Source organism: Paraburkholderia flagellata (assembly GCF_021390645.1).
Lineage (GTDB): Bacteria > Pseudomonadota > Gammaproteobacteria > Burkholderiales > Burkholderiaceae > Paraburkholderia > Paraburkholderia flagellata.
This window is the reverse complement of record NZ_JAJEJT010000003.1, coordinates 1,284,431-1,298,219: the sequence shown is the minus strand read 5'-3', so window position 1 is coordinate 1,298,219 and position 13,789 is coordinate 1,284,431. Positions and strand designations below refer to the sequence as shown.

13 protein-coding genes are annotated in these 13,789 nt (G+C 64.0%); 7 read left to right on the top strand and 6 right to left on the bottom strand.

Annotation, left to right across the window (positions count from 1 at the left end; all coding sequences use genetic code 11):
• Positions 1–120 precede the first annotated feature (120 nt).
• Together L0U83_RS29585 and L0U83_RS29580 are read left to right on the top strand one after the other, a co-directional pair.
• The gene (locus L0U83_RS29585) at positions 121–1,518 is read left to right on the top strand and encodes a dihydrolipoyl dehydrogenase (RefSeq protein ID WP_233887675.1); all 1,398 of its coding nucleotides are present in this window, start codon (positions 121–123) and stop codon (positions 1,516–1,518) included.
• 50 nt (positions 1,519–1,568) lie between these two features.
• Positions 1,569–2,549 carry a zinc-dependent alcohol dehydrogenase family protein gene (locus L0U83_RS29580; RefSeq protein ID WP_233887674.1) on the top strand — a complete coding sequence of 327 codons (981 nt, stop codon included), beginning with the start codon at positions 1,569–1,571 and terminating at the stop codon, positions 2,547–2,549.
• Between the two features lie 413 nt (positions 2,550–2,962).
• Here the strand turns inward: L0U83_RS29580 and L0U83_RS29575 are convergent, their stop codons facing one another.
• Complete coding sequence (locus L0U83_RS29575) at positions 2,963–3,856, bottom strand: TauD/TfdA dioxygenase family protein (RefSeq protein ID WP_233887673.1); 894 nt, start codon at positions 3,854–3,856, stop codon at positions 2,963–2,965.
• A gap of 209 nt (positions 3,857–4,065) precedes the next feature.
• Here L0U83_RS29575 and L0U83_RS29570 point away from each other — a divergent pair, with 209 nt between their 5' ends.
• Together L0U83_RS29570 and L0U83_RS29565 are read left to right on the top strand one after the other, a co-directional pair.
• Positions 4,066–5,514, top strand: coding sequence for a DNA-3-methyladenine glycosylase 2 family protein (locus tag L0U83_RS29570; RefSeq protein WP_233887672.1), 1,449 nt, complete (start codon positions 4,066–4,068; stop codon positions 5,512–5,514).
• A complete protein-coding gene (locus tag L0U83_RS29565) occupies positions 5,511–6,032 on the top strand; it encodes a methylated-DNA--[protein]-cysteine S-methyltransferase (protein WP_233887671.1) in 522 nt (173 codons plus the stop codon). The genes L0U83_RS29570 and L0U83_RS29565 overlap by 4 nt, the downstream gene beginning before the upstream one ends.
• A gap of 19 nt (positions 6,033–6,051) precedes the next feature.
• Here the strand turns inward: L0U83_RS29565 and treA are convergent, their stop codons facing one another.
• On the bottom strand, positions 6,052–7,746 hold the full coding sequence (treA, locus tag L0U83_RS29560; RefSeq protein ID WP_233887670.1) for an alpha,alpha-trehalase TreA: 1,695 nt from the start codon (positions 7,744–7,746) through the stop codon (positions 6,052–6,054).
• A gap of 444 nt (positions 7,747–8,190) precedes the next feature.
• On the opposite strand from treA, the gene L0U83_RS40930 reads away from it, so the two are divergent.
• Together L0U83_RS40930 and tkt are read left to right on the top strand one after the other, a co-directional pair.
• Positions 8,191–8,436 carry a hypothetical protein gene (locus L0U83_RS40930; protein WP_373321126.1) on the top strand — a complete coding sequence of 82 codons (246 nt, stop codon included), beginning with the start codon at positions 8,191–8,193 and terminating at the stop codon, positions 8,434–8,436.
• A 269-nt stretch (positions 8,437–8,705) separates the two neighbouring features.
• A complete protein-coding gene (gene tkt, locus L0U83_RS29550; protein ID WP_233887669.1) occupies positions 8,706–10,823 on the top strand; it encodes a transketolase in 2,118 nt (705 codons plus the stop codon).
• On the opposite strand, the gene L0U83_RS29545 is transcribed toward tkt, so the two are convergent.
• The 3 genes from L0U83_RS29545 to L0U83_RS29535 form a co-directional block, all read right to left on the bottom strand.
• On the bottom strand, positions 10,824–11,111 hold the full coding sequence (locus L0U83_RS29545; RefSeq protein WP_233887668.1) for a DUF1488 family protein: 288 nt from the start codon (positions 11,109–11,111) through the stop codon (positions 10,824–10,826).
• Positions 11,112–11,195: 84 nt separating this feature from the next.
• Positions 11,196–11,357, bottom strand: coding sequence for a DUF1328 domain-containing protein (locus L0U83_RS29540; protein ID WP_158761410.1), 162 nt, complete (start codon positions 11,355–11,357; stop codon positions 11,196–11,198).
• A 127-nt stretch (positions 11,358–11,484) separates the two neighbouring features.
• Complete coding sequence (locus L0U83_RS29535; protein ID WP_233887667.1) at positions 11,485–12,843, bottom strand: cation:proton antiporter domain-containing protein; 1,359 nt, start codon at positions 12,841–12,843, stop codon at positions 11,485–11,487.
• Between the two features lie 175 nt (positions 12,844–13,018).
• Between L0U83_RS29535 and L0U83_RS29530 the strand changes: the two genes are divergently transcribed.
• A complete protein-coding gene (locus L0U83_RS29530; protein ID WP_373321125.1) occupies positions 13,019–13,333 on the top strand; it encodes an ester cyclase in 315 nt (104 codons plus the stop codon).
• Between the two features lie 24 nt (positions 13,334–13,357).
• Here the strand turns inward: L0U83_RS29530 and L0U83_RS29525 are convergent, their stop codons facing one another.
• Positions 13,358–13,690 (bottom strand): DUF4148 domain-containing protein, encoded by a 333-nt coding sequence (locus L0U83_RS29525; RefSeq protein ID WP_267939537.1) that lies wholly within the window; start codon positions 13,688–13,690, stop codon positions 13,358–13,360.
• Positions 13,691–13,789: the final 99 nt, after the last annotated feature.

The following is a 13,789-nucleotide window of genomic DNA, read 5'->3' as shown; positions in this document are numbered from 1 at the left end:
CGCCCCGCCTCGCGTGAGACGATCGGGCATGAACTTGAGCAGCGCCGACATTCACCCTCGCGCGTGGAACTCCTAGACTGGGTCATCGAAACGAATGCATGAACCCTTCAAGGAAACACGATGCAAACCCTGCGAACGGATGTCGCCATCATCGGCGCCGGCACGGCCGGACTCTCCGCTTACCGCGCCGCGAAGGCGGAAGGTGCGAGCGCAATCATCATTGAAGGCGGCGCCTACGGAACAACGTGTGCGCGTGTGGGCTGTATGCCGTCGAAGCTGTTGATCGCGGCGGCCGAAGCGGCGCATGCGGTGACTATGGCGCCGCGCTTCGGCGTGAACCCGCTCGGCATGGAAATCGACGGCCGCGCCGTAATGGCCCGTGTGCGCAGCGAGCGCGACCGGTTCGTCGGTTTCGTCGTGGATGGCGTGCTCGCGCTGCCCGAAGCAGACCGCCTGGTTGGCTATGCGCGCTTCATCGACGACGGCCTGATTCAAGTTGGCGAGCACACGCGCTTGCGCGCAAAAAGCGTCGTGATCGCAACGGGATCGACACCCACGACACCCGAGTCGCTCGCGGGACTCGGCGAGCGCCTCATCGTCAACGACGACGTGTTCGCATGGCAGGACCTGCCGCGCAGCGTCGCGGTGGTCGGTGCGGGCGTCATTGGCCTCGAACTCGGCCAGGCGCTCGCGCGGCTCGGTGTGCGGGTCACGTTGTACGGCGGCTCGCACGGCAGCGTGGGACCGCTCACGGACCCGCGTCTGATCGCCGAAGCGCACCGCGTATTCGGCGCAGACATGCATTTCGAAGCGCAGGGACGTGTCGTGTCGGCAGCACGCAACGATGCAGGCGTGACGCTTCGGTACGGCCGCGCCGATGGCACGGAGTCCGAAGAAACGTTTGATTACGTGTTGGCGGCAACGGGCCGGCACCCCAACGTGGCGAGCCTCGGCCTTGCGAACACGTCGCTCGAACTCGACGCGCACGGCGTGCCGCGCTTCGACCCGGCTACGCTGCAGGCCGGCGCCGCGCCGGTGTTCGTGGCGGGCGACGCGAACGACGTGCTGCCGCTGCTCCACGAAGCCGCCGACGAGGGCCGCGCTGCGGGCCGCAATGCGGCGCGCTTTCCGGTAATCGAGCCCGTAGCGCGCCGCGCGGCGCTTGCCATCGTCTTCTCCGATCCGCAGATCGCCATGGTCGGCAAGTCTCACCGGGAACTGGCGGCGGGCAGCTTCGTGACGGGCGAAGTGAGCTTCGAGGACCAGGGCCGCAGTCGTGTGATGCTCAAGAACCACGGCTTGGGCCACGTCTACGTGGATCGCGCGACGCGGCGCTTCGTGGGGGCGGAATGGTTCGGGCCGGCGGCGGAACATATCGGCCACCTGCTCGCATGGAGCGTGCAGATGGGACTGAGCGTTGACGACATGCTGGCGATGCCGTTCTATCACCCCGTAATCGAAGAGGGGTTGCGCACGGCGTTGCGCGATGCCGCCTCGCAACTGAATCACAAGGGCTAAGCGAAATTCGCTTCGGCTACTTTATTAACTCGCAAGGGCACACACCGAAAATGAAAGCGCTCGTCCTCAGCCAATACGATGGTCCGCTCGAACTCGCCACGCTCGACCGCCCGCAGGCGCAAACGGGCCAGGTGCTGGTGCGTATTCATGCGGCGGGTCTCAATCCGCTCGACGTGAAGATTCGCGCGGGCAAAGCCGATCATGCGAAGCATCCGCTGCCGCTCGTGCTCGGTATCGACATGGCGGGCGTGGTGGAAGCGGTAGGCGCGGGCGTCACGCGTTTCGCGCCAGGCGACGAGGTATACGGCATGACGGGCGGCGTGGGCGGCATTCAAGGCGCGCTGGCCGAGTACGCCGCCGTCGACGCGGACCTGCTCGCGCGCAAGCCCGCGAATCTCTCCATGCGCGAAGCCGCCGCGCTGCCGCTTGCGTTCATCACGGCGTGGTCAGGCATCGTCGATCGTGCACATCTGGCTGAGGGACAGAGCGTGCTGGTTCAGGGCGGCGCGGGCGGTGTCGGCCACGTGGCCGTGCAGATTGCGCGTGCGCTCGGCGCGAATGTCTTCGCGACGGGAAGCGCACGCAACGCGGATGTGATCTCGCGACTGGGCGCGACGGCTATCGACTATGGCGCGCTCAGCGTCGATCAGTATGTTCAGGAGCACACGGCGGGCGCCGGCTTCGATCTCGTGGTGGACACAGTGGGTGGCAAGACGCTCGACGCTTCGTTTGCGGCAGTCAAGCATTTCGGGCATGTAGTGAGTGCGCTCGGGTGGGGTGCGCATGCGCTTGCGCCGCTGTCGTTTCGTGAGGCGACTTATTCGGGTGTGTTCACGCTCTATCCGCTGTTGAGCGGTAAGCATCGGGCGCATCACGGTGAGATGCTCGGCGAGGCGACGCGGCTTGCCGAGGCGGGGCAGCTCGCGCCGCGGGTGGATTCGCGGCGTTTTGCGCTCGCGGATAGTGAGCGCGCTTATGAGGCCGTCGCCGACGGTAGTGCGGCTAGCAAGATTGTGGTTGAGATTGGTTGAAGGCGTGGTGTGGTGCGCTGGTCCTGGTGCTTTGGCATTTCCTTGTTTTCGCGTCGGTATGCAGGCGTTGCCCCTGTGCGGGGCGGCACCTACTTTTCTTTGCCGCGGCAAAGAAAAGTAGGCAAAAGAAAGCCGCTCAAACCGCCAATGCCTGCCACGGTTCACCTCTGGCCGTTACCGCAAGTGGCTCCGGAGCGTCTGTCGCCACTCGCCCACAGCCGGAGTGACAAGGCGCTCATCCTTCCGGCGGCGCTGCGCGCGCCGAAGGGCATAACCAAAAGCCGTTCGGGCGCGTGAGTTCTCGGTCCTGCTCATCCGTACCATCCACGCATTACCATTAGAAAACGGGATGCTATGGATTCCTTTTTATTCTGTTTAATGCGCGACGCGCGATAAACACCCCGCGGCTCATATCAAAACGGCGTGTCGCCTTCGATGGTGGTGCGATAGAGCTTGCGGCGCAGGTGATCGGGCGTGCCCGCCGCAAGATGCATGAGCGAGCGGTTGTCCCAGAACACGAGGTCATATTCGCGCCATTCGTGGCGGTAGCAATGCTCCGCACGCACGCTGTGGGCGAACAGTTCGTCGAGCAGCGCGCGGCTTTCGTCCTCGGGCAGATCGACGATGCGCGTCGTGAAGTGTTCGCTCACGAAGAGGGCCTTGCGGCCCGTCTCGGGATGCGTGCGCACGACAGGATGCACAACGGGCTTCACCTGCGCGATCTGCTGCGCCGTGAGATTCGGCCGCCACGGGCTGCGCGCCTGGAGTTCCGCATAGCGCGCGAGGTAGGTATGCTCGGCGCGCCGGCCTTCCACGGCGCTGCGCAGGTGTGCAGGCAGCGTGTCCCACGCGAGATGCATGTTGGCGAACAGCGTGTCCCCGCCCTCTGCGGGCAACTCCTGCGCGTGCAACAGCGAACCGAGGCTCGGCTTCTCCTTGTATGAAAGATCGGAATGCCAGAAGTGGCCCGCGTCGCCAAGGCCGATGGGCTTGCCGTTCTCCACGATGTTCGAGACGATCAGCACCTCCGGGTGGCCCGCCAGCGCGAACTGATTCAGCACGTGGATCTGCAACGGCCCGAAGCGGCGGCTGAACGCGACCTGTTGCTCCGGCGTGATGCGCTGGTCGCGAAACACCAGAACGTGATGATCGAGGTGTGCGCGATGAATGCGTGCGAAATCTTCGCTCGACACCGGCTTCGCGATATCGAGGCCGACCACTTCCGCGCCGAGTGGCGCTTTCAAGGGAAGAATCTCGAAGTGTTGGGTCGCGGTGCCAGAAGCGGTGAATGTGGCAGGGGTAGTCACGCAGCAAGCCTTTCAGGTAAGCAATGGCTTCAATCTACGTGATCCGCACGCCGCCTGGCAACGAAGCAAATCCAATACGTTTATCCGTTCGAGTCATTAAGACGCTGTTAAGGCATACGGCGCGTGCGCTATTGAACGGCGCGCCGGGCTCGAATACTCATGTCCGAATCTGGCCAGATTCCTCCCCGAATCTGCTTTACAGTCTCCACATGCGCTTCGATCCCGACACCTGCTACCAGGCCATGCTCGCGAAAGACCGCCGTTTCGACGGCTGGTTTTTCGTCGGCGTTTCGTCTACCGGGATTTACTGCCGCCCGGTGTGCCCGGTTCGCACGCCCCGGCGCCAGAACTGCCACTTTTTCGCCAACGCCGCAGCGGCCGAGCGCGCGGGCTTTCGCCCCTGCCTGCGGTGCCGCCCCGAACTGGCCCCTGGCAACGGCCTGCTGGACGTATCGAGCCGGCTCGCGCACGCCGCCGCGTCATTGATCGAAGAGGGCTTCCTCAACTCCGGCAGCCTGGCCGACCTGGCGGCGCGCGTAGGCGTGACCGACCGCCACCTGCGGCGGATCTTCGACGCAGAGTTCGGGGTATCGCTGCTGGAGTTTGCTCAAACCCAGCGGCTTCTGATGGCCAAGCGGCTGCTAACCGATACCCGCTTGCCCGTGAACGCCGTTGCCCTCGCGGCGGGATTCGGGAGCGTGCGGCGGTTGAACGACCTCTTCCTGAAGCAATACGGCCTGAACCCGCTCCGGTTCCGAAAGCAAACCGATGCCCCGCATGCCCAGAATGCGCAAAGCGCGACCTTTACGCTGGGTTATCGGCCACCGTTTTGCTGGTCCGGCATTCTCGCGTTCCTCGCACGCCGCCAGATACCCGGCGTAGAGCATATCGGCGACGAAATCTATACGCGCACGCTCGCATTGAGCCATCACGGCCGCGACATCCACGGCTGGATCAGCGCACGGCACGCGCCACAGCGCTACGCGATCGAAGTGACTTTGCCGATCTCGCTCATGCCGGTCGTGGGGCAGCTTCTGCCGCGCGTCAAACGTCTGTTCGATCTCGACGCGCGCCCCGATCTGATCGACCCGCATCTCGGCGATCTGGCGGCCGGCTCACCGGGCATGCGACTTCCCGGTGCGATAGACGGCTTCGAGATCGCAGTGTGCGCCTTAGCCGGGCCATCGCTGCATTCATCGCGCACGCAAAGCGTCCTTTCGCGCATTGCTGAGCGCTTTGGCACGCAGGTCAGTGCGCCGCAGGCGTTGACCCGCGTTTTTCCCTCTGCGGCCACGTTCGCGCGCGCGCCGGCCTGCGCACTCGAAGACACGGGTATGACGCGAAAGCGCGCCGATGCGATCGTTGCGCTCGCAACCGAAGTGTCGTCAAGCAGGATGAGGCTCGAGCCCGCCGCGCCGCTGGAAGACACGCTGCGCGCGCTGCGGAGCATCGACGGCGTAAGTGAATGGGCGGTGCAGTACATTGCCATGCGTGCACTCGCGTGGCCCAATGCCTTTCCAACGTGTGACCTGACGCTGAAAAGGCAACTGGGCTACGCGAGCGCATCGGCACTCGGCCGCCATGCGCAGCAGTGGGAACCGTGGCGCGCGTATGCAACCCTTCACATGTGGAACCAACTCGAGGGCCAACGCACATGACACCCGGCTATCTGATTCCAAGTCCATTGGGCGATATCGCGCTGCGCGTAGAAGACGATTTCCTGACCGGCCTCTTTTTCATGGGCCAGAAGTACTTTCCGCAGATGCTGCTTACGCGCATTGGAACAGGAGCGCCGCCACTCGCGCTTTACGCCCAGCGGCAAATCACGCAGTTCTTTTCAGGCGACAGACGGGACTTCGAGCTTCCCATTGCATTGCGGGGCACGCCGTTTCAGCGGCGGGTCTGGAAAGCGCTCGAGGCCATTCCGTACGGAAGTGTGACCACTTACGCGGAAGTCGCGAGGCGCCTGCACCTGGACTCCGGACACGCGCGCGCAGTGGGGAGCGCCGTAGGCCGCAATCCTGTTTCCGTGATCGTTCCGTGCCACCGTGTTGTCGGGACAAACGGCGCGCTGACCGGTTATGCAGGCGGCGTGGATCGCAAGTCCGCGCTGCTCAGACTCGAACAGGTGGACCGCTTCGCTGCGCTCGATTTTCCTTTAGCCGCGCCGGTTTAGAAGCGGTCCTCTCTCACACCTACTGCCCGCCCCCATACATATCGAGCAGCATCAGCGTCACGCCGTTGGTCCAGCCAAAGCCGTCCTGCAACGGGTATTCGCCGCCTCCGCCGCCACCTTCACCCGCGCCCTCGACGATATATTTCTCGACGAGCTTTTGCTGCGTGTTATAGACGTTTTCGACATCGGCAAGAAATCGCGTGCCGACCGGCTTCGCAAGATCGCCGCGCCCGTATTGCTTGAGGCCCTGTATCGCGATCCAGTGCAGCGGCGCCCAACCGTTGGGCGCGTCCCATTGCTGGCCGGTGTTGTAGGTCGACGTGGCGAGGCCGCCTTGCTGGAGCAGCACGCTTTGCATCGTCTGCGCTGTTTTCTGCGCGCGCTCGGGCCAGGCCACGCCCGCCATCAGCGGATACATCATCGCGGGTGTCTGGTTGTCGCGCGACTTGCCGAGCTGCCAGTCGTAGTCGCCGTAGTAGCCCTTGTTGTTCCAGAGGTAACGGTTGATGGCCTGGGCGCGTCGCGCAGCGTAGCTCGCGAATTGCCCCACGCAGCCAAAGTCGCGCGCGATCGTGCAGGCGCGCACGATCGTCGTCTCCAGATGAAACAAGAGGCTATTCAGGTCGACGGGAATGATCGACGTGGTGCGCACGGTCCAGAGGTTCTGGTTGTCGCCGAACCAGCGCGAACTGAAGTCCCAGCCGCTTTCGGCCGTCGCGCGCAGGTCGCGGTAGACCTCGTTCGCGGGGCGGCCCGTTGCCTGCTGCGCGGTCTGCACGTCTTCGATATACGACTCGTCGCGCGGCGTGTCGAGTTCGTCCCAGTAGCGGTTGAGCACGGTGCCGTCCTTCAGCACGACCACGTTGCGCGTCGCTTGCCCTCGCGGCGTGCTGCTCGCGCCCTGCATCCAGTATGCGTACTCCTTGCGCAGCGCGGGCAGGTACTTCTGATAGACGCTGTTGCCTTCCTTTTGCGCCGCGAGTTCCACCATGTATGAATAGAACGGCGGTTGGGAGCGGCTCAGGTAGTAGGTGCGATTGCCGTTCGGTATATGGCCGAACGTGTTGATCATGTACGCAAAGTTGTCGAGCATGTCGTCGACGAGATCTTCATGGCCCGACTCCTGGAGCCCGAGCATCGTGAAGTACGTGTCCCAGTAATAGCCCTCCCTGAAGCGCCCGCCGGGCACGACATAGGGCTTCGGCAACGGCACGAGCGAACTGTTGTCGGGCGCCGTCGTGGTCGTGCGCGTGAGCCCGGTCCATAGCCAGTCGATATGCTGGCGCAAGGTCTGCCCCGCGGGCGGCGTGATGCTCTGGTCAGGCGGCGGCGTGAAGTACTGGTTCACGAAGTTCAGCAGCGAGAAACCAGGCTGGTTCTTCTGCGCTTCATAGAGCTGCACGATGGTTGCGGGGTCCGTATTCGGCGTCGAGTCGACGAAGGTCTTCTGGTCGGAGAAGATCTGCGCGGTCTGCACCGCGACGAAAAGGTCACCGTACAGAATATCGGGCGCGGGCGGCAGCGGGCCGCCCACCTGCGTGTCGGCAAAACAGTTTGCGCAGGCGAGCAATAGTGTCGCGACGCTGGCCGCGCTGATGGCGGTGCGCGAGCGCTGCGGCGACTTTCGGGGCTGGAGTGACTGTAAGCTTGCTTGAATGCGATGCGCATCGTTTGGCGATGCGGCGTGGGTGCGAGATTGCAGCTGCGTGCTCATGTTGCCTCCTTGGTGTTGGGGCACTTCGCTGGTCTCGTCGCATCAACCCGTTCACGCCGTTTGTCTGCGGCGTGCGGGCCCGACTGGATGTGATGGCATCGCCGGGTCCCGGGCAAGAAGAGCATCGCATGACTTCGCAGAACGAATCAACTGCGACGTGAAAACGAATTAATGTGCGGCAATTTCTGCCACCATTCGTCCGAAAACAATGCGACGCGTCGGTAACAGTAGCCGTGCTGACACAGCACATACGGCAGTGCCTCCGGGAACGAAGCCGGATAATTTGGCATCCAGGTTTTCAAACCTGTCTTCTTAATAAGGATGCCTTATCGTTTTAAGCGGACATCATTCGCGACCGCACCTGACTCCCGCTTCTTTCTAAACGTCGCCCATATCGTCGTACGGTCCGGAATCACGTCCCTGCCATCGTGCCCCGGCAGCAGAGTGATTTCATATGCATCGTGCGTGCCGAGCGCGAGCGCACTCAAAAAGGAATACGATCAACAGGGTGAGCGCGCCTGCCTGCGCAGCGCGCAAATTCCATCGCCAGCCAAGGAAGCCAAGGCGTCAGTCAGGCCGCGCACCGCGAATCTCGCACTGCCGCAATACGGGGCTTGCAGCGGCATTGCGCGCGAAGCGAGCGCCGAACCCACGTTGACGATCGCGCCGCGAGCCGTTGGGTTCGCGTGAAAGCCGCGCGACGTCGTAGCTCGCGCGTGCGAGGTTTCAGCAACGGCGCGGCCCACGCCCACATCCGCGCCGGTCTTGTGTCGCGTTTTTCCGCGCATCGGCTCGGTAAGCAAAAAGGAGGGACGTGACAGTGCCAAACCGCAAAGCCTATGCCCATATGGTCCCAAGCGCGGCGCAAAACGCGGTGCACTAGCTGGCACCGCATTTGCGCATCATTTCCTTCGCGCGCCGCCCGCTCGCAGCGCGCCCCTGCCGAGGAGTCCCAACTCATGTCATCGAATGCAACGTCGAATGCAAGGCCCACGAAAGCCGACCCATCCGATCTCGATCGCCTCGCCATCGACACAATCCGCACCTTGTCGATGGACGCCGTGCAAAAGGCCAATTCCGGCCACCCCGGCACGCCCATGGCGCTCGCACCGCTCGCGTACCAGATCTGGCAGCATCATCTGCGTTACGACCCTGCCGCGCCGCGATGGCCGAATCGCGACCGCTTCGTGCTCTCGAACGGCCACGCTTCCATGCTGCTCTATTCGATGCTGCACCTCACGGGCGTGCAAGCCATAGACGAAAAAGGCAAGCTTACGGGAAAGCCCGCCGTCTCGCTCGACGATATCAAACACTTTCGCCAGCTCGACAGCTTGACGCCGGGGCACCCGGAATATCGCTGGACGACGGGCGTCGAGACGACCACCGGGCCACTCGGCCAGGGGCTCGGCAACAGCGTGGGCATGGCCATGGCCGAACGCTGGCTAGCGCAGCGCTTCAATCGCCCCGACGCCACGATCTTCGACTACCGCGTCTATGCGCTGTGCGGCGACGGTGACATGATGGAAGGCGTCTCGCACGAAGCGGCGTCACTCGCGGGCCATCTGGGTCTGTCGAATCTGATCTGGTTTTACGACAGCAACCGCATCACGATCGAGGGCCATACCGACCTCGCCTATAGCGACGATGTCGAATCGCGCTTTCGCGGCTACCACTGGCACACGCTGCACGTAGACGACGCCAACGACACGAACGCCATAGAAGCCGCCATCGAAAAAGCGCAGGCTGTGACCGACAAGCCCACGCTCATCGTGGTGAAGAGCATCATTGGCTGGGGTGCGCCGAACCGGCAGGACACGGCGGCGGCGCACGGCGAGGCGCTGGGCGAGGAAGAAGTGCGGCTCGCCAAACGCGCGTACGGCTGGCCGGAGGACGCGCAGTTCCTCGTACCCGATGGCGTGTACGAACGTTTCGCGCAAGGCATGGGCGCGCGCGGCAAGGCCGTGCACCAAGCGTGGCAGCAACGCTACGACGACTATGCGAAGCGCTACCCCGAGCCGGCGAAGGAACTAAGCCTGATGCTCGAGGGCAAGCTGCCCGAGGGCTGGGACGCCGACATTCCCACCTTCGAAGCCGATGAAAAGGGCCTCGCCACGCGCGACTCGTCGGGCAAGGTGCTCAACGCCATTGCGCAGCGCGTGCCGTGGATGATCGGCGGCGCCGCCGACCTCTCGCCCTCCACCAAGACCAATCTCAAGTTCGAGGGCGCGGGAAGCCTCGAGCGCGATCACTACGACGGCCGCAACCTGCACTTCGGCATTCGCGAACATGGCATGGGCGCGGTCTCCAATGGTCTCGCGCTTTCGGGCTTGCGGCCGTTCGGATCGACGTTCCTCATTTTCAGCGACTACATGAAGCCCCCGATCCGGCTCGCCGCGATCATGGAGCTGCCCGTGGTCTACGTGTTCACGCACGATTCGATTGGTCTCGGCGAGGACGGACCCACGCACCAGCCGATCGAGCAGCTCGCCGCGCTGCGCAGCGTACCGGGCCTGCTCATGCTGCGCCCCGCCGACGCCAACGAAGTCGCGCAGGCCTGGCGCGTTGCGCTTACGCGTACGCATGAACCGGCCTGCCTGGTGTTGACGCGCCAGACGCTGCCCACGCTCGACCGCACGAAATACGCGAGCGCGCAAGGCGTGCAGCGTGGAGCATACGTGCTCGCCGACGCACCCGATGGCAAGCAGCCCGAAGTACTGCTCCTCGCCACGGGCAGCGAGATTTCGCTGTGCATTTCCGCATACGAAACGCTGAAACAGGAGGGAATCGCGGCGCGCGTGGTTTCGATGCCTTCATGGGACGTGTTCGAATTGCAGGACGAGGCGTACCAGGATTCGGTGCTGCCGCCGGACATCCATGCGCGCGTGGCCGTGGAGCAGGCGGCGACACTCGGCTGGGACCGCTACGTCGGCCGCCAGGGATCGCAGATCGTCATGCGCACGTTTGGCGCCTCCGCGCCGCTCAAGGCGCTGAGGACGAAATTCGGCTTCACGCCGGAGCACGTGGTGGAAGAAGCGAAGAAGCAGATTGCGCGTTGCAAGGCGGGAGCGGGCAAGTAGTCAGTGCCTGCTCGTGCCGTACATGCGCAAGTAGCCGCTGTGAAGGATCACCGGCTTGCCGTCCGTCTCCTCGATGAGTCGGGCGGCGGCCGCCTCGATGGCGGCGCGGTTACGATGGAACGCGAGGCGCAAGTCGGGCTCGCGCAATGATTTCGCGCCGAAGCGATCCTCCAGCGCCTCAGCCGTAATCGCACAATCCACCGGGACAGAATCCGCCACCGCAACAAAGGTTAGCGCGTACTCCTGCGTGTCGTACCCGACTGGACCTTCGGGAAAGGAAATGTTCATGATGGGTGGACTCCTGAATATCGGGCGCACAACCGCTCCGGCGCCGCCGTGTGGCGGCGCGCCGTGGACCCCGCGTGGGACCCGTTAACGCCTCGAGATGCCAAAAAGCAGGCTGGCCAGAAAGAGAATCACGAAGATCAGGAACAGAATCTTGGCGATGCCCGCCGCGCCCGCGGCAATCCCGCCAAACCCGAAGACAGCCGCGATGATGGCTATCACGAAGAAAACGATCGCGTAGTAAAGCATTGCCGGCTCCTTTGAAAGTATCCTGCTCTATGCGCACTGGCTGTGCCCGAACAGGTTTTCGCTCAGGAGCGAGGGTTCCGAGAGCCATCAACCCCGTCGTTCTCGCAGCCGGCACGCCGCTAATCCGTCATGAGCTTGAGCGGGCTGCCTGTCTCGGGCGCAACCGGTGTTCCGATTCGGCGCGCGCCTCCTCGCTCCGGTAATAGCGCTCGAGTACGTAGCCCGCCGTCGCGCCGTGCAGCACGACGGAAAGCACGATCGCATCGAGGGCGGCGGGCAGCACGGGCCGCAGCACGTCGCCCGCCTGGTCGATGCCCCACACCGCATAGTAGAACGCGCCGACGCCGCGTATGCCCATCCACGCCATCAGGAGCCGCTGCGGGCCTTGAGCGCTCGAGCCCATCATTGCGGCGAGCACAGCCAACGGCCGCACGACGAACACCAGCACGAGCGCGCACAGCACCGTGCGCAGGTCGAGCATTTCGCGCCAGTGCGCCGAAATCACGCAGCCAATGATCAGCAGTACCGAGAACTCGGCCAGCCGTTCGATTTCCAGTGTGAACCCCGTCATGCCTTCGGCAAGCCACGCGTGCGCGCGCTGGGGATCTGTCGCGACTTCGGTACGCTCGCCTAGCTGCACGCTTTCGAGCGCCTCGGCAGGAAGGCGCTCGCCGGACGCGCGCAGTTCTTCGTGACGCAGCGCCGCGCCCGCCGCGAACACAGCCACGAACGCATACGTATGCAGCAGCAGCGCCACGCCGTAGGTAACCGACATCAGCCCGATTGCGATGAAGCCGTCGAGCCCCACCGCTTCGCCATGGCGCGTGCGCAAATAGAACACGCTGCGCACGCAAACCTTGGCGAGCACCACGCCAACGAGGAGTGCGCCCACGACGCCCCACGCCAGCCACGCGGCGAACGCCGCCGCGTTTTGCGTGTCGGCGCCGTGCACGCCGCACAGCGCGAGACCGAGCACCGCGAACGGCATGGCGGCGCCGTCGTTGAGGCCGCCCTCGCCCGAGAGCGCGAATCGCACGGGCTCCGCGTCGCCGGCCTCATGCACACGCAGTTCGTTGGCGAGCACCGGGTCGGTCGGCGCGAGCGCCGCGGCGAGAAACAATGCGACGCCCGTGGCCGCACCCGTCGCCACGCCGAACGCGAACATCAGCGCGACGCTGAACACCATGGCGAGCACGCCGAGGCGCAGCGGCAACCACCAGAGCGGCTCGCGCAGTTGCACGCGCAGATGCATGCCCACCGAAAACAGCGAGACCACGAGCCCGGCCTCCGCCAAAACGGTGAGCATGCGTACGTTCTGGGCGAGGTCGGTATGGACGAGACCGAGCAAACCCGGCCCCACCACGACGCCAAAGGCCAGATAGATCATCGCGCCCGTGAGCGGCAGGCGCGCGATAGGGCCCCGCGCGAGCGCCACGAACATCAGGAGCACGCCTATCAGCAGAAACCAAAGTGCTTCCTGCGGCATAGCAGGGCTTCGCTCCTCTTCGATCGTTGCCGCAACGCGGGACACAGCCCGCGTGCGGACCCCTGCTTAGCGCAACTTCCGTTCCTCTCTTTTAAGTTCGCCCCGTACGCGGCTTTCGTCTACGATCGTCTGTGCATCGTCATGCGATAAGGAGACCGTATTGGGCGCACACGATATGAGCACGCTCTACCGGCGCTACATCGACGTTCTGAACCGGCGAGATTGGGATTGTCTCGGAGACTTCGTCGCCCTGGACGTCGTCCATAACGACCGTCCGTTTGGTCTTGCGGGATATCGCGCCATTTTGGAGCAGGACGTCCGCGAGATTCCCGACGTGCGCTTCGAGATCGAACTGCTGACCGCCGAGCCTCCGGTTGAGGTAGCGGCGAGGATGAATCAAAGCCGGACCCGGCTTCGCGGCAATGCAGTTATTCCTGCATGTAACGCGCGCGCACTATGTTGTGCCAGCGCAAGGCGCCCGATTGCGTAATCCAACCGGGCGCAAAAGCGGGAGTCATTGGCCGGAGTAAATCGGTCGCAGACCCGGAATATCCGCCTGGGGTGCGGCCGGCGTAGCTTGCCCGGACGCCGAAGTTCCACTGACCACGCCGCCAAAGCCGCTCGATGCCGCAGCCGAGCGGGTCACCCGCGCTTCGGCCTGCTGGATCTGCTGCGGGTAAGTCGCCTGATCACCATCTCCGGGCCGGTATCCCGCCTTTTCAAGCTGGACGAGATCATTGCGAACCTCTGCGCGAGTGAGCGCGCCGTTGGACTGAGCAAATGCGATAGCGGGCGCGGCGAGTGCCACGGCGATTGACAGGGCCGAAGCCAGAACTTTCACTTTCATGATTCACCTCGAAGGTTTTGAAGGGCTGCGAACGGTTGTTTGCAGCAGGTGAATGCATGGTAAATAGGCGACCACCTGAGATAAAGAGCCGCACGGGAA